This window comes from Pseudomonas syringae group sp. 243L2, from assembly GCF_032587875.1.
Lineage (GTDB): Bacteria > Pseudomonadota > Gammaproteobacteria > Pseudomonadales > Pseudomonadaceae > Aquipseudomonas > Aquipseudomonas amygdali.
In genome coordinates, this window is the sequence record NZ_JAWHPL010000013.1 from 69,709 (window position 1) to 88,809 (window position 19,101).

Annotated in this window: 21 protein-coding genes; 19 read left to right on the forward strand and 2 right to left on the reverse strand. The window is 60.0% G+C overall.

Annotated features, from left to right (window positions below):
* The first annotated feature begins 99 nt into the window (after positions 1 to 99).
* Genes RYB66_RS06100 through RYB66_RS06125 form a run of 6 tightly spaced genes read left to right on the forward strand, consistent with a single transcriptional unit; the run spans position 100 to position 5,648 of the window.
* Positions 100 to 1,038, forward strand: coding sequence for an FHA domain-containing protein (locus RYB66_RS06100; protein ID WP_029241021.1), 939 nt, complete (start codon positions 100 to 102; stop codon positions 1,036 to 1,038).
* Positions 1,035 to 1,394 (forward strand): hypothetical protein, encoded by a 360-nt coding sequence (locus RYB66_RS06105; protein ID WP_004660832.1) that lies wholly within the window; start codon positions 1,035 to 1,037, stop codon positions 1,392 to 1,394. The genes RYB66_RS06100 and RYB66_RS06105 overlap by 4 nt, the downstream gene beginning before the upstream one ends.
* A complete protein-coding gene (locus RYB66_RS06110; RefSeq protein ID WP_002553567.1) occupies positions 1,391 to 1,729 on the forward strand; it encodes a tetratricopeptide repeat protein in 339 nt (112 codons plus the stop codon). Before RYB66_RS06105 ends, RYB66_RS06110 begins: the two co-directional genes overlap by 4 nt.
* Positions 1,726 to 3,909: a type III secretion system export apparatus subunit SctV gene (gene sctV / locus RYB66_RS06115; protein WP_316894055.1), complete on the forward strand. Its 2,184-nt coding sequence runs from the start codon at positions 1,726 to 1,728 to the stop codon at positions 3,907 to 3,909. Before RYB66_RS06110 ends, sctV begins: the two co-directional genes overlap by 4 nt.
* Positions 3,906 to 5,219, forward strand: coding sequence for a type II and III secretion system protein family protein (locus RYB66_RS06120; RefSeq protein ID WP_316894057.1), 1,314 nt, complete (start codon positions 3,906 to 3,908; stop codon positions 5,217 to 5,219). The genes sctV and RYB66_RS06120 overlap by 4 nt, the downstream gene beginning before the upstream one ends.
* A gap of 12 nt (positions 5,220 to 5,231) precedes the next feature.
* Positions 5,232 to 5,648 carry a hypothetical protein gene (locus RYB66_RS06125; RefSeq protein WP_316894059.1) on the forward strand — a complete coding sequence of 139 codons (417 nt, stop codon included), beginning with the start codon at positions 5,232 to 5,234 and terminating at the stop codon, positions 5,646 to 5,648.
* Between the two features lie 2 nt (positions 5,649 to 5,650).
* Here RYB66_RS06125 and RYB66_RS06130 read toward each other — a convergent pair whose 3' ends face one another.
* Positions 5,651 to 6,433 (reverse strand): tetratricopeptide repeat protein, encoded by a 783-nt coding sequence (locus tag RYB66_RS06130; RefSeq protein WP_005743510.1) that lies wholly within the window; start codon positions 6,431 to 6,433, stop codon positions 5,651 to 5,653.
* Between the two features lie 151 nt (positions 6,434 to 6,584).
* Between RYB66_RS06130 and RYB66_RS06135 the strand changes: the two genes are divergently transcribed.
* The 13 genes from RYB66_RS06135 to RYB66_RS06195 all read left to right on the forward strand — a co-directional run bounded on the left by RYB66_RS06135 (position 6,585) and on the right by RYB66_RS06195 (position 15,594).
* Entirely contained in the window at positions 6,585 to 7,196 is a 612-nt protein-coding gene (locus tag RYB66_RS06135; RefSeq protein ID WP_011168634.1) for a hypothetical protein, read from the forward strand.
* Between the two features lie 21 nt (positions 7,197 to 7,217).
* Positions 7,218 to 7,436, forward strand: a complete 219-nt coding sequence (locus RYB66_RS06140) for a hypothetical protein (protein ID WP_002553572.1) — start codon at positions 7,218 to 7,220, stop codon at positions 7,434 to 7,436.
* A gap of 9 nt (positions 7,437 to 7,445) precedes the next feature.
* The gene (locus tag RYB66_RS06145) at positions 7,446 to 7,877 is read left to right on the forward strand and encodes a hypothetical protein (RefSeq protein WP_054077310.1); all 432 of its coding nucleotides are present in this window, start codon (positions 7,446 to 7,448) and stop codon (positions 7,875 to 7,877) included.
* Positions 7,878 to 7,880: 3 nt separating this feature from the next.
* The gene (sctJ, locus tag RYB66_RS06150; protein WP_005733361.1) at positions 7,881 to 8,660 is read left to right on the forward strand and encodes a type III secretion system inner membrane ring lipoprotein SctJ; all 780 of its coding nucleotides are present in this window, start codon (positions 7,881 to 7,883) and stop codon (positions 8,658 to 8,660) included.
* Entirely contained in the window at positions 8,657 to 9,277 is a 621-nt protein-coding gene (locus RYB66_RS06155; RefSeq protein WP_316894063.1) for a type III secretion protein, read from the forward strand. The genes sctJ and RYB66_RS06155 overlap by 4 nt, the downstream gene beginning before the upstream one ends.
* The gene (locus RYB66_RS06160; RefSeq protein ID WP_005743515.1) at positions 9,270 to 9,863 is read left to right on the forward strand and encodes a FliH/SctL family protein; all 594 of its coding nucleotides are present in this window, start codon (positions 9,270 to 9,272) and stop codon (positions 9,861 to 9,863) included. Before RYB66_RS06155 ends, RYB66_RS06160 begins: the two co-directional genes overlap by 8 nt.
* Positions 9,860 to 11,188, forward strand: coding sequence for a FliI/YscN family ATPase (locus RYB66_RS06165; RefSeq protein ID WP_019741913.1), 1,329 nt, complete (start codon positions 9,860 to 9,862; stop codon positions 11,186 to 11,188). The genes RYB66_RS06160 and RYB66_RS06165 overlap by 4 nt, the downstream gene beginning before the upstream one ends.
* 73 nt (positions 11,189 to 11,261) lie before the next feature.
* Positions 11,262 to 11,747, forward strand: coding sequence for a hypothetical protein (locus tag RYB66_RS06170; RefSeq protein WP_316886988.1), 486 nt, complete (start codon positions 11,262 to 11,264; stop codon positions 11,745 to 11,747).
* Positions 11,744 to 12,799: a type III secretion system cytoplasmic ring protein SctQ gene (gene sctQ / locus RYB66_RS06175; RefSeq protein WP_316886989.1), complete on the forward strand. Its 1,056-nt coding sequence runs from the start codon at positions 11,744 to 11,746 to the stop codon at positions 12,797 to 12,799. The genes RYB66_RS06170 and sctQ overlap by 4 nt, the downstream gene beginning before the upstream one ends.
* Positions 12,796 to 13,452: a type III secretion system export apparatus subunit SctR gene (gene sctR / locus RYB66_RS06180; RefSeq protein ID WP_004658168.1), complete on the forward strand. Its 657-nt coding sequence runs from the start codon at positions 12,796 to 12,798 to the stop codon at positions 13,450 to 13,452. The genes sctQ and sctR overlap by 4 nt, the downstream gene beginning before the upstream one ends.
* A 4-nt stretch (positions 13,453 to 13,456) precedes the next feature.
* Positions 13,457 to 13,726, forward strand: coding sequence for an EscS/YscS/HrcS family type III secretion system export apparatus protein (locus RYB66_RS06185; protein WP_004665006.1), 270 nt, complete (start codon positions 13,457 to 13,459; stop codon positions 13,724 to 13,726).
* A gap of 6 nt (positions 13,727 to 13,732) precedes the next feature.
* Entirely contained in the window at positions 13,733 to 14,551 is an 819-nt protein-coding gene (gene sctT / locus RYB66_RS06190) for a type III secretion system export apparatus subunit SctT (RefSeq protein ID WP_057404003.1), read from the forward strand.
* Positions 14,548 to 15,594, forward strand: coding sequence for an EscU/YscU/HrcU family type III secretion system export apparatus switch protein (locus RYB66_RS06195; protein ID WP_004665008.1), 1,047 nt, complete (start codon positions 14,548 to 14,550; stop codon positions 15,592 to 15,594). The genes sctT and RYB66_RS06195 overlap by 4 nt, the downstream gene beginning before the upstream one ends.
* Before the next feature lie 16 nt (positions 15,595 to 15,610).
* Here the strand turns inward: RYB66_RS06195 and RYB66_RS06200 are convergent, their stop codons facing one another.
* A complete protein-coding gene (locus tag RYB66_RS06200) occupies positions 15,611 to 18,445 on the reverse strand; it encodes an ATP-binding protein (protein WP_057404002.1) in 2,835 nt (944 codons plus the stop codon).
* Positions 18,446 to 19,101 lie beyond the last annotated feature (656 nt).

The window sequence follows — 19,101 nt, forward strand, 5'->3', positions numbered from 1 at the left end:
AGCTGCCTGCATTCACTGCGCATCGAAATTCTTCCGATCGACAGTTTTGCCCGGCTTTGACATGCCGTTTCCGGTAGATCACACGGTGGTGACTCGATCATGACAGCCTTGATCTCATTGAGCGGAACGCCCGACGCTGCTGTGCAGGAAAGCGGCGTAGCCCGGCTCGAAATTCTTCATGGTTTGCATCAGGGCGTTTCGCTGCTCCTGGACAACCCTGTCTATGTGATTGGCAGTGCTGTTCCGGCCGACCTTGTGCTGGGCGATGCTGATGTGGCCGAGCAACATGTTCGTCTGCGATTCTCCGTCGAACACGTCGCAATAGAAGCCTTGGGCGACGATGTGACGGTTTTCGACAGCCTTGGCCAACGTCGGGTTGTCAACGTCGGCCATGGTCAACGCATCTCCTTGCCTGTCGAGTTGCTGGTCGGACAGAGCAGGCTGTGCTTGCGCAGCACACGAAGTGCCCGACCCATCCCCGCTGTGTCCCGCCGCCTGGCGCTGCTTAAATGGCCAGCACTGGCTGCACTTTTGTTGCTGGTGACATGTGCCACTGCATTTGCCTTTCGTGCACCTGCCGAGTCGGTCCGGCACTCCATTGCAGATTCCGTCCCTGGTTCGTCAGTGCCCGGCAAGAACGCCCCTACACTTAGCCAGGCCCGAAGCTGGCTTGAGGGTGCGCTACAGGACGCCAGGCTCACGCAATTGCGGGTTGAGGAACGGGGCGGGCAGCTCAATGTTGAGGGCGCTTTTCCCGCTGCCCAAAAAAGCAGTTGGCTGCAGATTCAACAGGCCTTTGACACTCGGTTTGGCCAGCATATTGTCTTGACGCCCAACGTGCAGGCAAGCACGGCGCTTGCGGCACCTCGCGTGCGTTTTCAGGCGGTGTGGTTCGGTCGCAATCCCTACGTGATCGATGAGCATGGCAAGCGTGTCTACCCCGGCGCACTGTTACCAGACAACTGGAGGCTGGAGAGTATTGAGGGCAATCAGGTCCGTCTTGTACGCGGTGATGAACGGTTTGCCTTCACCTTATGAAAGTCGATCTGCGGCCCGTAGCGCCGCCTTCAGCCGACTCTTTGCCCGCTGTCGAGCGTGTTGCTCCGGCGCAGCCGCGTCAGGGAACCCGTTTCGAAGCGCTGCTTGATCAGCGCGAGCGCAAGGTTCGTCGGTCGTTGCGCGGCGAGCTGGAGCAGACCGGGCAGGCTTCTGGTGTCAATGCGCAGCTTTTTGGCACAGCGCGTTCGCTACAAGTACTGCGCTATGTGCTGGACGAAGTGTTACCGGCACTGGACGCCGAACCGGAGATCCGCGAACTCGCCGAAGACGTGATTCGTGAAGAGATCGACATGCGGCTGCTATTGGAACAGCAACGCGCCGAGGTGCAGTCATGAGCATCAGTCAGGATCGCGAATGCATAGAGTTGCTCCACGGTATGGGTGATCTGTACCGGCGCAGTGGCCAGCCACAACGTGCACTGGTGATGTTGCTGATTGCGATACAGCTGGCACCGACGAACAGCGCGCTGCTGCACAGCCTGGTGCTGGCGTTCACCGACAGCGGAGACACCGACCGGGCCATTGCGGCACTGGACAGGCTGGTCGAGCAGCAAGGCGAGAGCGCCGCGCTGCTTCTGTTGCGTAGCCGCGCGTTGTGGAAGGCCGGCCGCAAGGACGACGCGCGGCAATGCTTCAGACGCTACCTGGAAGCCCGGAGGGCTGCGCAATGACCCTCATGAATGCTCTGAATCGCCTGGCGGTAACTGCGTCTAAACGCACCGATGTGATCATCGTTGCGTTCATGCTGATGGCTATCGCGATGATGATCATTCCGATGCCGACCTATTTGGTGGACGCGCTGATCGGAGTCAACATCGCCCTGAGCCTGCTGATTCTCATCGTCGCGTTCTACATCAACCACTCGGTGGAGTTTTCCGCGCTGCCGCCGCTGATCCTGCTCAGCACGCTGTTTCGTTTGTCGCTCTCGATCACCACCACTCGCCTGATTCTGCTGGACGGCAATGCTGGTCATATCGTCAAGGCGTTCGGTGATTTCGTGATTGCCGGTCAGGTCGTTGTGGGGCTGGTCGTATTTCTGATCATTACGGTTGCCCAGTTCGTGGTCATTACCAAGGGCGCTGAGCGGGTCGCCGAAGTCGCTGCGCGTTTCACCCTGGATGCGATGCCCGGCAAGCAGATGAGCATTGATAACGACTTGCGCAACGGTGACATCGACCAGTTCGAGGCCAGACGTCGTCGTTCACGCCTGGAGCGTGAAAGCCAGATGTTCGGAGCTATGGACGGCGCCATGAAGTTCGTCAAGGGTGATGCCATTGCCGGGTTGGTGATTCTGTTCGTCAACTTGCTGGGCGGCATGATGATCGGCATGGTCCAGCGCGGTATGCCGTTCGCCGAAGCCGCGCATGTCTATTCGTTACTGACGGTCGGTGACGGCCTCATCGCGCAGATCCCGGCACTGTTGATTTCCGTAGCCGCAGGGACCGTGGTGACCCGCGTCAACAGCGACGGCGAAGAGCGTGACCTGGGCACCGAGATTGTCAGGCAGCTGAGCGCCAGCCATCGTGCGCTGGGTCTGACTGCGCTGATTCTGCTGGGCGTAGGCATGCTGCCGGGGTTTCCGTTGCTGGTGTTTGTCGGTCTGGCCGCCGTGCTGGGCGGCAGCGCGTTTATGCTCTGGCGCCGGGATCGTCGTGCCGCCCGGTCACTGGTCAAGGACGAGCTGCAAGAGCATGAAACGATGGCCGAGCCCGGGGCATCCTCTGGCGCTTCCAGGGCTTCGAACGATGCCGCGGAAGATGCCTTGGAAAGCGCCGAGCGGCCACGCGACAGCCAGGTGCTGCTGAGTATCGGAACCGGACTGGCCGAGGCCGCCCCGTTGCAGCCCCTGCGTCAGCGTATCGAAGCGTTGTGTCACGACATTCGTATCAATCTGGGTGTCGAGGTGCCGCTGCCCGAGGTTTATCTGGACCGCAGCCTGCCAGCCGATCGTTTCCAGGTCGAGCTTGAAGGTGTACCCGTCAGTGAGGGCGAATTCAGCGGCATGGCGCTTTTGCTGCAGGACGATCCGGTGCATGCACAACTGGTTTCTGTCGAAACCTTTGAAGCGCCTTCGCCGATCGGTTCCCGTCCCGGCCGCTGGGCAGGGCGCGAGCATGCGGAACGTTTGCAGGATGCCGGTATTGGTTTTCTGTTCGCCGATGAAGTGTTGCGCGAAGTACTGGACCGTACGTTGCGCCGTTATGCCGCCGACTTTCTGGGTATTCAGGAAACCCGCCTGATGCTGGAACAGCTTGAGGGTAAGTACGGTGAGCTGATCAAGGAAGTGCTGCGCATTCTGCCGCTGCAGCGTATCGCAGAGGCCTTGCGTTTGCTGGTCTCTGAAGGGGTATCGATACGCAATCGTCGCGGCCTGCTGGAGTCGATGGTGGAGTGGGGCAGTATTGAATCTGACGCGGGCAGACTGACCGAGCATCTGCGCGCAGGACTTGCGCGGCAGATCAGTCATCAGTATGCCGATCGCAACCGGGTGATCAGCGCCTTTGTACTGGCACCTGCGCTTGAAGAACAACTGCGCGCCACGCTGGCTCGCCAGGAAAAGAGCCGTGATTCGCTGCCCGATGACATCGGCCGGACCGTACTGGTACAGCTGCGTCGCCTGTGCGACATGCTGCCGGAACATGATTTGACGGTATTGCTTGTGCATTCGGAGCTGCGTCGGTGTATGCGCCGTCTCATCGTGCGCGGCGAGCTGCAACTGGCGGTTCTGTCCTTTCGTGAACTGGCCAGTGAATACAACCTTCAAGCGGTCGGCACTGTCAGCCTGACCGATGTCCTTGCACGCCCGGCATCCAGGGCCGGTGCTGTCACTCCTCTGGCGACTGCCTCATGACCTCAGTAAGCGTAATCCGGATGTTTCTCGTGGGTGTGGGCGCGTTGCTCATTGGCACAGGTTCATTTGCCGAAAACATTGCCAAAGGGGCCAAAGGCACAGTCGATCTGGCCATCGGTGAAGGCCGCGTTCTGCATTTTTCAGCCCCCGTGGACTCGGTGATGGTGGCCGAGCCGGGTATTGCCGACTTGCAGGTGGTGTCACCCGGCGTGATCTACGTGTTCGGCAAGGCCGCAGGGCAGACCAGTCTGATTGCCCTGGACAGCGAGGGCCGTGAGACCGCTGCGTTGAGTCTGGCGGTAAGCAGCGGCACTGCTGCTGTGACACGCCCGCTCAAGGCGTTGCACCCGCATAGTCAGGCGCGGATCAATGCCTCCGGCAGCCGGGTGATTGCCAGTGGCTCCGTGCAGGATGTCGGTGAAGCAACCGATCTTAATGCCTTGCTGAGCACCGAGGGGCAGAACTTTCAGTCGACGGTAAACAGTGCCACTTACGCAGGGTCGGCCCAGGTGAATATCCGCGTGCGTTTCGCCGAAGTCTCGCGCTCCGAGCTGTTGCGCTATGGCGTGAACTGGAATGCCTTGTTCAATAACGGCACTTTTTCATTCGGCTTGCTGACGGGGGGCGCTTTGGCCGCCGATGCAGCGGGCGGCGCATCGAACGTAATCAGCGCCGGGCTAGCGTCGGGCAATGTCAACATCGACGCGATGCTGGAGGCGCTGCAAAGCAACGGTGTGCTCGAAGTTCTGGCCGAGCCGAACATTACCGCCATGACCGGGCAGACTGCGAGCTTTCTGGCTGGCGGTGAAGTGGCGGTGCCGGTGCCGGTCAACCGCGAAGTCGTCGGTATCGAATACAAGCCTTACGGCGTGTCGTTGCTGTTCAGCCCGACGCTGCTGCCCAACGGGCGCATTGCGTTGCAGGTGCGTCCCGAGGTCAGCAGCCTGATGAGTACCACCACACTGGACGTTAACGGCTATCAGGTGCCGTCGTTCAGGGTGCGACGTGCCGACACTCGTGTGGAAGTCGGCAGTGGTCAGACGTTTGCCATTGCCGGGCTGTTCCAGCGTGAAAGCAGCCAGGACATGGACAAGGTGCCGATGCTGGGCGACATGCCGATTCTGGGCAATCTGTTCCGCTCCAAGCGCTTTCAGCGCAACGAAACCGAACTGGTGATTCTGATCACTCCGTATCTGGTCGAGCCGGTCAAGGATCGCGTGGTGGCGACGCCGCTGGACAAACAGCGCGCCGCCAGCACCGCGTCGGCAGGTCCGCGCAGTGGTGGCGCATTCGGCTTTTACATGAACTGAAAGGGAATGGCCATGAACCTTATCTGCGCTATGTCACGCCCGCCGGTTCTGATGCTTTTATGTCTGCTGGCAGGCTGCAAGACCCACCTCGACCCAGTGAGCTATTCACCGGATTATGCGGGGATCACCCGTGCCGATGGCCGTGTGGAGCTGGTGCCCCAGGCCTGTGTGCAATCGGCTGCACAGGACGAGATCGGTGTAGGTGAGGATTTTCAGCCATTGTTGCCGCCGGGCTGTGCCAGCAACCTGATTCTGCTGCAAATGGTCGAGCAGCGCGTAGATGTCATGCACGGCCGTGACACCGGGCCTGTCATGGCTGCACCGGTCGGGCGCGCCGCGCAGGTTTACATCGACGGGTATGACCGCGAAGAGCTGCGTCGGCGTCAGGCAGAGCAACAGGCCAGTACTGACACGCAGGAGGCCCGATGACCTCAGTTAGCGTCAATCAGCCCCAGTTCACGAGCCTGCTCGGCGCGGTCCGGTATGGCCTTGACACGCCGGGCTTCGGCGATCAGCTTGCCGCGTTCGGCCTTGGTGATATCGTCGAAGGTCATGTTTTTGAGATCTTTCTCTTTTCCGGCCAGGACCATGACCAGCAGCTGGTTGCGTTGATGCCGCGGTTGCGCAAGGGGCGACTGGCTGACGCTGCGGATGGTCTCCAGGGCCTTCTGGTCGTCATCGCCCAGGGCGTATGCCAAGGCCAGATTGCATCGGGTGTCGAGGTCGTTCGGGGCCAGTCGCAGGCTGGTGCCGAAGGCGCTTTGAGCAGCGTCGGCCTGGCCACTCAGAATGTGCGCGATGCCCAGACGGTTCCAGGCCTGTGGCTGCTGCAACGCGTCGGCGGCCTGGGTCAGCGCAGTGATGGCGCGTTCCAGCTTACCCTGACGCAACTGCGCAGTACCCAGGCCCAGCAGCGCATCCGAGTCGTCGGCTTTCAGCTCAAGCGCCCGCTGATAAGCGCGCTCTGCGCCACGCGTGTCGTTGCTGACGAGCAGGGCTGCACCGAGTTTGCGCCACGCCTCGACACCCGCTTCGGGCTGCTGCGTGGCGCGCTGGTAGAACGACGCTGCCGTCGTCGAGTCGCCGCGTTTCTCCAGGTCGGCGGCCAGTTGCATGAAGCGCTCGTAGCTGGCGTCGGATTTGGGCTGAGTCGAACACGCCGCCAGACTCAGGCAGCCGAGCAACAACAACGTGGGGACGGAACGAGGTGGCATGGGCAAGGCTCTTGTGAAAGGGGGCGGGGCGAGGCGTATCAGCCGTCGACAGCCTTTGAGGGCGAGCGCCATTTTATAGCCCCTGCGCTGAATAGCGACCGTTTTCTGAAGCCTGTCTGCCAGCGGCCGTCGCATTGTCACGGAGGGCGCCATGAAGCACTTCAGGGCTGACCCGCCAGTTTCAAAATTGCTGATGCTGATCCTGCTGTGCCTGTTATCCGGCGTGCTTAAGGCCGCCTCGGAGCGCCAGCCCGACTGGTTCTCAGAGCCTTACGCCTACGTGTTGGTTGATCAGGATATTCGCGGTGCGCTGACTGAGTTCGGTCAACACCTTGGCCTGATCGTGGTGTTTTCCGAGAAGGTCCGGGGCAACGCACGAGGCACGGTACGTGGCGAGGATGCCGGTGAGTTTCTCACCCGCTTGTGCGATGCGAATCAACTGAGCTGGTACTTCGACGGCAACGTACTGCACATCGCCGGTGCCGATGAGGTCGCCACCCGTGTGTTCGACCTGCAAGGGCCGCGGCTTGAAGAGTTGCAGCGTTATATGGCGCGGCTGGAAGTGTCCGGCCAGCCGATGTCCAGCCGCGTCAGCCCCGACAGCGACAGCCTTTTTGTTTCAGGGCCGCCAGCCTGGCTGGCGCAGATTCAGCACCATGTGGATCGTCAACCTGCCGCCGAGGTCGCGCCTGTAGTGCGTGAACGCGGCGTGCGGGTGTTTCGTGGCGGTGTCGTCACTCAAGTCGCTACCGACCGTCAGTAAACCGAAGAAGGAGCACTACCCATGTCCATCAACGCCGTAGACAGCAATGTAGACATCAATGTTTCCAGTCAGGAATCGCGCTTCAACGCCGCCGTCGAAAACGCCGAGCAGGCTGCCAGCGACAGTGAGTTCAACGATGCCCTGATTACCCAGGCGGTCACCATTGGCGGGCAGTTCATTATCATGCCGCGCGCTCAGGAAATGCTCAACGAAGCCCAATCTGACGACGACTCTGAATAGGTTCCGACCATGACCGTCAATCCAGCTGCATCACCGGCGGCGGCTGCCTTGCCTTCGCCGGGAGGAGGCGGGGTTCCGCAGGCTTCCCAGAACCTCTTCGAACACATGGCCGAGACTTCCAAAGGCATGCCGCAGGGTGCCAGCCCGCATCAGATCGGTAGCAACCTGATGGAGCGACTGGATGGTTTTATTGACCGCTCGCGGCAGTTCTCAGAGCGGGCCGATGCGCTGACTCAGGGTAATGCATTGCAGTCCGCCAATCATGCTCCGAGCCCAGCCACCAGCGCTGCCCAGGCGCCGGGCAAGGTAGGTGAGCCGCAGGTCGATCGCATCGTCCAGTCGCTTGGACGGATGTTCGATTACTCCATCGAAACCCAGATGGTGGTACGCGGGGCAACCCAGATATCCGGCTCTGCCAACACCCTTCTAAAAGGTCAATGAACCATGCCCAAACGCCGCCGTGTCTTGCGCCTGTTGATAGTGGCGACGCTTGCAAGCCTGTTGCAGGCCTGCGATATCGATCTTTACACCAACCTCGGCGAGCGTGAGGCCAACGCCATGCTGGCGGTGCTGTTGCGTGATGGCATCCCGGCCTCGCGCAAGGTTCAGGACAACGGTCAGCTCAAGGTGATGGTCGACGAAAAGCGCTTTGTCCAGGCGATGGCGGCTTTGGACGACGCAGGCCTGCCAGGGCAGAGCTTTTCCAATATGGGAGAGATTTTCAAAGGCAATGGCCTGGTGTCCTCGCCAGTGCAGGAGCGCGCGCAGATGGTGTATGCGCTGAGTGAGGAGCTGTCCCATACCGTTTCGCAGATAGATGGCATTCTGTCCGCGCGTGTGCATGTGGTGCTGCCTGACAATGATTTACTCAAACGGGTGATTTCGCCGTCCTCGGCATCGGTGCTGGTCCGTTTTGACCCGCGAACCGACATCAATGTGCTGATCCCGCAGATCAAGACGCTGGTTGCCAACGGCATCTCCGGTCTGGGCTACGACGGTGTTTCAGTCACGGCGATCAAGGCAGTCATTCCCGACAAGGCCAGTGCCCAGCCGCAGTTGGGCAGTTTCCTGGGCCTGTGGATGCTTGAAGATGACCTGCCAGCGGCACGCTGGCTGTTTGGCACTCTGCTGCTGGTTGCGCTGGTGCTTGCCGGACTGCTGGGCCGACAGTTCTGGCAGCGACGCCGGGGCGAGGGCTCATACGTGTTGAGTGAAGCGTCATGAATAAGGCGCTGACCAGCCAGTGGCATGCACTGGCCGAACGTCCCTTGGTCTTTGTCCGCGAGCGCTGTCTGGCCGAATGCCTTGAACGTGACGTTGATGCGGCCCGACTTGCAGCGTTACGCGATTCACCGCGCTTTACCGCGCGCCTTGAACAATTGCTGACCGGACATTTCAAGCTACAGCCGCTGGCGCAGCTGGACCTGCCTGTGGAACAGGATCTGGCTGTACTGCTGCTGAGCGAAAGCGATTTTTCGCATTTGACACGCCTGTGTGGTGCGGTCTGGCACGCGGCAACGCTGAGTCGGGAAATTCGTGGCGAAGTGGTCAGTGAGTACCGTCGCCTGCTGGGTAACGACACATTCTCGCTGGCCCTCTCTCATCGGCATCTGGCCGGTGCGGCCGATCTATTGCGTACACCTGCCGAGTTGCTCCAGGCCATCGATCGCGATGGTGCTGCCTGTGTGGCCGCCTGGCTACAGTCCTGTCCTGCACAGCTGCAGGCCTGGCTGCGGCTGCGTCTGGCTGAACCTGTGCACGCTGCATCGGATGATGCGAAACAGGTGACGGTGGTGCAAACCGTTGCTCAACATCTCACGGAGATCAGCAGCCATGAGTGATCTGCCAACACGACCAGGCTCCCGGGTGTTGCGTGCTGCCGACGCCGCTCGCTGGATCGACGGATTTGCCTTCATCGAAGCCGCGCATGAAGAGGCACGTTGCGTGCGGGAAAACAGCGCGCGATGGCTCGAACAGGCTCGCGCCGAAGGCTTCGAGCATGCCAGACAGGAGGGCGCCGAACGGGCCGCTGCATTGCTGGCACAGACCAGCGCCGAGGTCGACCGCTACCTTGCCGGCCTGGAAACTTCGTTGGCTGAACTGGCACTGGGTATCGCCCGACAGGTACTGGGAGAGATTGACGAGCGCGAGCGGCTGTTACGTTGTGCTGCGCAGGCGTTGGCAGCGTTTCGTCAGGATCAGGCGTTGACTCTGCATGTACCCGGCGCTGAAGTCGAAGGTCTGCGCCAGCACCTGGCCCATGCGCCGCTGCCCCTGCATTCGCTGAGTATCGAAGGCGATGACCAGCTCGAAGCAGGGCAGGCGCGGTTGGGTGGCCCGGCGGGGTCCGTGGAACTCGGGCTGGAGGCCCAGCTGGATAATCTGCGCCGTGCGTTGTTGCCGCTGGCAGAAGGTGATACGCGATGACTGAGGCCCTGACGACGCTGCTGCCCAACCTCGGGTTGCGCTTGCAATTCGCCCAGCCCAGGCCCATGCGTGGGACGCTGCGCAGTATTCGTGGCGTGTTGCTGCGCGCCAGCGTCGCCGGCGTAGGCATCGGAGAGTTATGTGTGCTGCGCGATCCGGGTAACGGCCGAGAGCTGTCGGCGGAAGTTATCGGCTTCGATGAAGATGACGCGATCCTGTCGCCTATCGGCTCGATGGAGGGCCTTTCGACGCGTACCCAGATCATCGCCACAGGCCAGGCGCTCGGCGTGCAGGTTGGCGATGCCTTGCTGGGTCGTGTGATCAGCCCTATGGGCGAGTTTCTCGACGGGCCTGCGCCGACTGCCACGCTCGGGATGCAGCATTATCCGTTGCATGCAGAACCTCCGGCGCCCTTCAGCCGCCAGCGAATCGTCAAGCCACTGTCATTGGGCATACGAGCTATCGACAGCCTGTTGACCCTTGGCCAGGGGCAACGCATGGGTATTTTCGGCGAGCCGGGGGTGGGCAAGTCTTCCTTGTTGGCGAGTATCGTTCGCAATAGCGATGCCGACGTGATCGTCATCGGGCTTATCGGCGAGCGTGGCCGTGAAGTACGCGAACTGCTTGAAGGGCAACTCGACGCCACGGCCCGGGCACGTACCGTGGCGGTGGTTGCCACCTCTGACCGGCCCGCCGCCGAGCGGGTCAGGGCGGCTTACGTAGCGACCACTCTGGCTGAGTATCACCGTGATCAGGGGCGCAATGTGCTCTTGTTGATGGACAGCCTGACCCGTTTTGCCCGTGCCCAGCGCGAAATTGGTCTGGCAGTGGGGGAACCGCCGACCCGGCGCGGTTATCCGCCTTCTTTTTTCTCGGCATTGCCGCGCCTGCTGGAGCGCGCCGGCCCTGGCCCGCAGGGCAGCATCACGGCGCTTTACACCGTATTGACCGAAGGTGATGCGGCCATGGACCCGGTGGCCGAGGAGACTCGCTCAATCCTTGATGGCCATATCGTGCTGAGCGCCGAACTGGCGCAGCGCGATCACTTTCCGGCAATCGATGTTTTACGCAGTCGCAGCCGCTTGATGGACCACATTGCGACTGCCGAACACAGGCACCTGGCATCACGGCTGCGTGAGTTGATTGCCCGCCGTCAGGAAATCGAACTGTTGATTCAGGTGGGTGAGTACGCGGCTGGCAGTGACCCGATAGCCGACGAGGCAATTGCCCGCCATTCGCCGATTGAGGCATTTCTGCGTCAGCCGCCCTCCGAACATGACAGCCTTGCGCAAACTCTGGCCCGCCTGCGCAAGGTGCTGGCATGAGCCCGTTTTTCGATTCGGCTCCTGATTCACTCTACGACTCGACGCCGATGGGTCTTTGCTATGGAAAAAAACGATGAAGAAGGCCGACCTGTACAGCCTGCAAGCCTTGCGTCTGTTGCGTGAGCAGCGCGCTGCCGCTCATCTTGGCACTCAACGGGAGCGCTGCCGTGATAGCCACACCGAGCTGGATCAGGCACGGGAAAAGTTACGCCTGCACCGGGAACAACTGGCTCAGGAGGCCGAGCAGGCGGTCGGCCAGCTCAGCGAGGGCCTGTCGGTCAGCGAGTGGAAGGTCGTTCAGGAGCGCTTGAAGCAACTGCATGACGAACGCAAGGCATTGCAGGCCGATGCCGATAATGCGGTGTTGAACCTTGAGACTGAAGAGCAGGCACGCAAGCGGCTCAGGCAGGCGCACCTTGAACAGTTGAAAAAGTCCCGAGCCTGGCAGAACCTCGTCGAACAGCGCATGCGCAACGATGCGCGGACCAGTGAGCAGCGCGATGAGGCCGATCAGGCAGACCTGCCCGTCAAAGGGTCCCAGCCTGGAGACGAGCGATGACGGTGTGCGTACAGCCAATGCCTTCGCCTCCAGGCATTGGTTCGGTCCGAAGCCGGCTTGCCCGGTTCGATGCTGATCTGCTGAGTTTGCATAACCTGTTGCATCGCCAGACAGCACCGTGGCGGATCGTTCTTGGGCAGCGCTCCATGCACGTGAGCTTGGCCAGCGCAGGTGGCGAGTGTCGCCGACCGGTGAGGGTGGCCATCAGGTTCGGACAGGCCTACCTCGAACTTGTCGTTCCGTCGCGTCTTTTCGAGCTGTCAGGGCTGGGCTGGCTGCCAGGTGCGTCAGTCGATACCCAGACCGACACCTTGTTACTGGAGCAGGCCTGGCTTAGCTGGATCGAGCCTCTGGAAACATTATCGGGCGAGCCTGTTCAGGTGCTCTCGTGGCCTGCACATCCGCTCGAAAATCCACTCAGGCTCGCGTTGGAAGTGCGGCCTGATGAGGGGCAGGCACAGACGCTGGAAATACATTTGAATGCTGACAGCGCCCGGCACGTCATCGCGCTGCTCGACCGTAACGCTGTTACAAGACCGCTGCCGCTTGATGCATTGGTACTCACGCTGAGTGTCGAGGCCGGGCAGGCACCATTAACCACCGCAGAGCTGCACAGTCTGGTGCCGGGCGATGTGGTCATGCTCGACACCCTTGCCGACACGCAGGTGCTGCTGCGACTGGGCAAGCGCTACCAGACGGTTGCCAGGCACCAGGGTGAAACCCTCGAATGGCTGGGTCCTCTGCGCACCGTCAGTCCCCATTATGTCTCCCACACTTTCAACAGGAACGATTCGATGAGTGAAATGACCGACGGTTCCGATCTGGATACTTCGCTGGATGAGCTGCCGCTTACGCTGGTCTGCCAACTGGGCAGCGTTGAACTGACGCTGGCGCAACTGCGCGAGATGGCGCCGGGCAGCCTGTTGCCGCTGGCCGGTTCGAGGCACGATGAGGTGGACCTGATGGTCAATGGCCGCCGTATAGGCCGTGGCGAGTTGGTGAGTATCGGCGACGGTCTGGGTGTGCGACTGCTGGGTTTCACTGCCTCATGAACGGTTACCAGCCGAACCTGATCGAAATCATTCTGGTCGTCGCTACTATCGGTTTGATTCCACTGGCCGTCGTGACGCTGACAGGATTCATGAAGATATCCGTGGTGCTGTTTCTGATCCGCAATGCGCTGGGCGTGCAGCAGACGCCGCCCAATCTGGTGCTTTACGGCATTGCGCTGATTCTGTCGGTATACGTGACCACGCCGCTGATCGGTGACATGTACCGGGAGGTGCAAGGCCGCGATCTGAGCCTGCAGAATGTCCAGCAACTGGAGGAACTCGGCAGCGCCTTGCGCCCGCCATTACAGGCGCACCTTTCGAAGTTCGCCAATGAAAGCGAACGCGGTTTTTTCGTCCAGGCCACTGAAACCATATGGTCGCCCGAAGCGCGAGCCGATCTGCGCGATGACGATCTTGTCGTGCTGATTCCGGCGTTCGTCAGCTCTGAACTGACCCGTGCCTTCGAGATCGGTTTTCTGCTCTATATCCCGTTTCTGGTCGTCGATCTGTTGGTCTCCAATGTGCTCATGGCGATGGGCATGTCGATGGTCTCGCCCACCTTGATTTCAATTCCGTTGAAGATTTTTCTGTTTGTGGCGCTCAGTGGCTGGTCACGACTGATGCACGGTCTGATCCTGAGCTACGGAGGCTGACGCTGTGGGCCAGGATGTTTTTCTCTCGCTGATGAACAAGGCGCTGATGACTGTCTTGCTGCTCTCCGCTCCGGCATTGGTCGTGGCCATTGTCGTCGGCCTTAGTGTGGGACTGTTACAGGCGCTGACCCAGATTCAGGACCAGACACTGCCGCAAGTGGTCAAGCTGGTAGCGGTATTGCTGGTGATCGTGTTTGTCGGGCCGTTGCTGGCCGGGCAGGTGGCAGAGCTGGGCAATCAGGTGCTGGACAACTTTCCCTTGTGGACCCGATGAGTCGTAATGGGCGCTGATCTGACCAATGCGTTCATCGAAATCGCTTATCCGGTGATCAGTTCCGCATCGCTGGCAGCTTCGCGGGCGATGGGTGTGGTGATCATTACCCCGGCATTCAATCGTCTGGGCCTGACCGGCATGATCCGTGGCTGCGTGGCAGTGGCGATCTCGGTGCCGATGATCTTGCCGGTGTTCTCGGCGTTCACTTCTATGCCCGAGCACAGCGGTTTTTTCCTCGCGGGGCTGATGATCAAGGAGTTGCTGATCGGGCTGCTGATCGGCCTGTTGTTCGGCATACCGTTCTGGGCTGCCGAGGTGGCTGGCGAACTGATCGACCTGCAACGGGGTTCGACCATGGAGCAGCTGGTCGACCCTTTGGGGCAGGGGGAAGCGAGCGTGATGGCCACGCTGCTGACCGTCATGCTCATTACACTGTTTTTCATGTCGGGCGGCTTTATTCTGATGGTCGACGGTTACTACCACAGCTATCAGCTCTGGCCAGTCACCGAGTTCACGCCGTTGTTCAGCAGCGCTGCCCTGACCTCCATTCTGGCCATTCTCGACCAGGTGATGCGCATTGGTGTGCTGATGGTCGCGCCCTTGCTGATTGCGATGCTGATCACTGATCTGATGCTCGCGTACCTGTCGCGCATGGCACCCAGTCTGCATATTTTTGACCTTTCACTGCCGGTCAAGAACCTGTTTTTTGCGGTGTTGATGGTGGTTTATATCGGGTTTCTGATTCCGGTCATGATTGACCAACTGGCGCAATTTCGAGGAACGGTCGAGGTTCTGAAAACGCTGGCCAGCGAGGGCTCGGGATGAGTGAGTCGAGCGAGGAAAAAAGCCAGCCGGCCTCGGACAAGAAGCTACGCGATGCACGCAAGAAGGGGCAGGTTGCCAAGAGCCAGGACCTGGTGTCGGGCATGGTCATCCTGATGTGTACCTTGTGCATCTCGGTGCTGCTGCCCAAGGCACGTGCGCAGGTCGAGGCACTGATAGATCTGACCGCACTGATCTATATCGAGCCGTTTGCAGAGGTCTGGCCACGGCTGCTCGATCACGCCGAGCAGATTGTCATCGGCATTACAGTGCCTGTGGTGGCTGTGACTGTCGGCGCGGTGATCCTGACCAACATCGTAACCATGCGCGGTGTAGTGTTTTCGATCGAGCCGATTCAGCCGGATATCAAACGTATCAACCCTACCGAGGGATTCAAGCGCATTTTCGCGATGCGCAACCTGATCGAATTTCTGAAGGGGCTGGTCAAGGTTGTGTTACTGGCGCTGGCATTCTATGTCGTCGGCCGCCAGGCGCTGCAGGCCCTGATGGAGTCATCGCGATGCGGCGAAGGCTGCATCGAGTCGACGTTCTATCTGGTCCTCAAACCACTGGTATTCACCGTGCTTGCAGCGTTTCTGCTGGTCGGCGCGGTAGACGTGCTGATGCAACGCTGGCTGTTTGGCCGTGAAATGAAAATGAGCCATAGCGAGCAGAAACGCGAACGCAAGGACATTGATGGCGACCCCATGATCAAGCGCGAACGCCAGCGTCAGCGTCGCGAAATGCAGGCACTGGCCACAAAGCTTGGGTTGGGGCGCGCCTCCTTGGTGATTGGCGACAGCGGAGGCTGGGTGGTGGGCGTACGCTATGTGCGCGGTGAGACACCGGTGCCGATAGTGGTCTGTCGTGCCTCCTCACAGGATTCGAGCACCTTGCTGGCAGAGGCCTTGTCGCTGGGCATTGCCCGCTGGCCCGACGCAAGTCTCGCCGAAATGATCGCCCGGCGCAGCGTAGCTGGTGATCCGGTGCCGGAAAATACGTTTCAGGCAGTGGCCGATGCGCTGGTGGCGCAGCGGCTGATCTGACGCCTGAAGCAGTGTTTCAATGCACCGCCGGGCAATGGCGATGGGCTGGTGTGCCGGGGGCGATTTTCAGCCGGTTGAGGTCAGCGTTGATGCGCCACGCCCAGAAATGTGTACCGTCCTGCCGAGCGATGTCCAGTGCCTGGGTCAGCATCTTGCGTACTTCTTCCAGCGCATGAATGTGCGGTTGACTGAGCATCAGCTGTGCCTTGACTCTCATGATCTCCGGCAAATACCAACGATCATGGTGTTCAACAGCGTTGGTGTGAATTTCATCCAGCGTTTCCAGCGCAAGGGGTTCAAGCCGCAGCGCGGCCAGACCTGATACGTACTCGGTATGCAGCATTGAACACAGCGGCGTTTCCACATGGTTGCGCAGCTGTTGAAGCGCTTCTCCCAGCAATGGCACGCCTGCTGCCGGGTCGCCTTCACGAATCAGCAGGATACTCTCATAGCAACTGGTCAACTGACGCCAGATATGCAGCGGTTGCCGTTCGCTGCTTTTTTTAAGCACATCCAGAAAGTGACGTGTCTTGTGCAACGTGCCTGCAATCAGCGTTGCGGGGATCGCACTGATGGCCAGGGTATACCAGAGCGTCGCGGGGTGACTCAGGGCAATGGCCTGCTTCACGTTGGTGTCCAGGGCAACCATCGCCTGGCCGGTATTGCCAACCAGCAACTGTACCTGGGCACGCAATGATTGTGCGGCAATTCGCTGGTCGAAATGCATGTCGATGATATGTGACGAAGCAGACCTTGAAGCGCCCAGAGCTTCTTCGATCGCCTGCCCGGCGGTTTTCATATCGCCCATGTAAAACGCGCTGGTGGCGCGCATTCGCCTGCCCAGCAACTGGCAGTCGGCGATTCTGTAATCCTTGCCCAGCGCGAGGAACCGCAAGGCTACTTCCTTACCCTTGCTGTGCCTGTTGCTGCAGGTGTGGTCGTTCCACTGGCCCCACAAAGCGCGCAGGCGGTATTCGGAGTCGTTAAGCTCTTCTGCATCCTCACTGACCTGTTGCCAGACCTCGCGCATTTTCTGCCCGGCACCGTAGGTAAGCATCAAAATACTGCCGGACATGGTCAACAAGCGCATACGCTGACGACGATCCATCTGTGCCTTTTCTTCGACGTGGCGCGGCGTACCGAGGCTGACCCAGTCCTGGTACTCGCGCACCAGCGACAGCCTGAGCCACAGGGGCGAGCTGCTCAGGGTCAGTTCTACACCAAGTTGTCGATCACCCTCGGCTGAAAAGGCCCAGGTCAGTGCTGCGCGAATGGTGTCGATCTCTGCGGCGTAGCGCTGGGTCCAGACGTCTTGTGTCAACTGATCGAGATCGAGTCTGGCCTGGTTGAGCAGGCGCAGTGCCCACTGGGCGTGGGCGCGGCACAAACGCGGCACATCATCGAGCTGAACGAGCTTGTCATGAGCATATAGACGCGTGGTTTCCAACAGCCGAAAGCGCTTGCCCTGGCTGTGGTCAAAGGTTCCGAGAAGAGATTTGTCGAGCAGGCTTTCCAGCATCGGTAGCGTCATGCGTACATCCGGCAAGCCGATATTGACGATTGCCATGACGCCATCAAGCGTGAATGAGCCGTTGAAAATGGACAGTTGACGCAGGAGTGCCTGCTCGTGCCCGGTGAGCATGCCGTAGGTCCAGTCCAGCGTGGCGCTTAGCGAACGCTGACGCGGTAACGCGGTGCGCAGCCCGGTCATCTGCAAGCGAAAACTGCCGTCCAGCAGCCCGACCAGATCGGCAATGCCGAATGTCCTGACGCGTGCAGCGGCCAGCTCGATTGCCAACGGATTGCCGTCCAGTTTGCGGCAGATGGCTGAGACCGCTTCGGTATCGTTGTCAGTCAACACAAATGCGGGGTCCTGCTCTCGGGCACGTGTGACAAACAGTTCCACACCCGAGTAGGCAATGGCAGTCTCGGCGCTGACAGTCTGGTTTTCGTCCGGTACTTGCAGGGGGCTGAGTTCATGCACCCATTCGCCTTGTACGCGTAATGGCTCACGGCTGGTGACCACTACGCAGCACAGTGGGGCATTGGCCAATAATGCTTCTACGGCAGAGGCGGTTTCATCAAGTACATGCTCGCAGTTGTCCAGTACCAGCAATTGCGGCCGCTTTGCCAGTGAGGACGGGATGTCACGCAGCGGCTGTTCGTTTTCAGTGCTTAAACCCAGGGCGAAGGCAATGCTGCCCACGACAGGCTGAGCGCAGGTGACCGGCGTCAGGTCAACGAACGCCGTGCTCAACGAGGCATGTGCAGCCAGGCTATCTGCCAGCGCCAGCGCCACAGTGGTCTTGCCCACGCCGCCAGGACCGGTCAAGGTCAGCAAGCGACGCTTCAGCGTCAGTTCATGCAACTGCCGGACCAGCGCGTCACGGCCAAGCACCTGGCGCTTTATCGCCGGTGCCGCAGCAAATGTGTCTTTTGCAGGTGCAGGTGCAGGTAGCACAGGAGCGGTTGCTGGTTGAACGCTCACCGGGGCGCTGAATCGATAACCCCTGCCTGGCACGGTGACGATATAAGTGAAATCGTCCTGCTCTTCCAGCGCTCTGCGCAACGTCACGATCTGCGCGCGCAGGTTGCATTCTTCCACCACCGCCTTGGGCCAGGCCAGTGTCAGCAATTCGGCCTTTTCCAGCAGTTCGCCGGGGCGTGTTGCGAATGCCACCAGCAGAGACATGGCGCGACTGCCCAGCGGTACCGGCTGCGAGTGCCTGAACAACAGCTGCTGTTGCGGGTGCAGCACAAAAGAGCCGAAGCGGATAGCTTCCTGCCCCTGGAGAGCGTCACGTGTTCTGATATCGACCATTGTACCCGGGCCGCCTGTTTCAAAATCCATGCTTAGACCTGTATCAGAAGTAACAACTGTGCTACCGCACCTTGCAGGAGCATGAAGTATTGATCTTTAAACGGTTTTTTTGATCTGCTTACATCCCGTAACGTCAGCTCGATGAGCTTGACGCGGCTGTTCGGCTGGGACGCTGAATCTTAATTAGCTGATGTGACCGTTTAGTTAGCTATGCATAAACCACGCCCGTAGTAATGGACACCATTTGCCGGTCAACCCGAGTACCGTCTGTCGACTGAGCGATAATTTTCTACAACCCTCATAAAGCGTCTCGGTGAGTTCGACGACTTCGGGCCCTGGACCGTTGGGATATTCATGCGAAAAACCGGCAATGTGCTGTATTTACCGTGCCTTCAAGGCTGTATGACTTGTCAGCGTGTCATCAGAAGTAAACCGTCTTGTTACCCGTAACGCGCTGCGTAATGAGGGCGCTGAGACAGCTGTTCGAGGTAACTTTCCGGTCTGTGTCATCCCTTCTTAACGCAAGTCCGATTTAATCGAGTGTGATCGCGGATGCCTGGTCTTTGATCAGGTCCCGTGCCTCTGCCTTTTAGTCAGGCCCAGCTCGCACCAGTCTGACTCATGGCGCAGCTCGTTCTTTTGCGCGGGCAGCAGTTGTCGCTGTGATTTTTCTGGTGACCAATGGA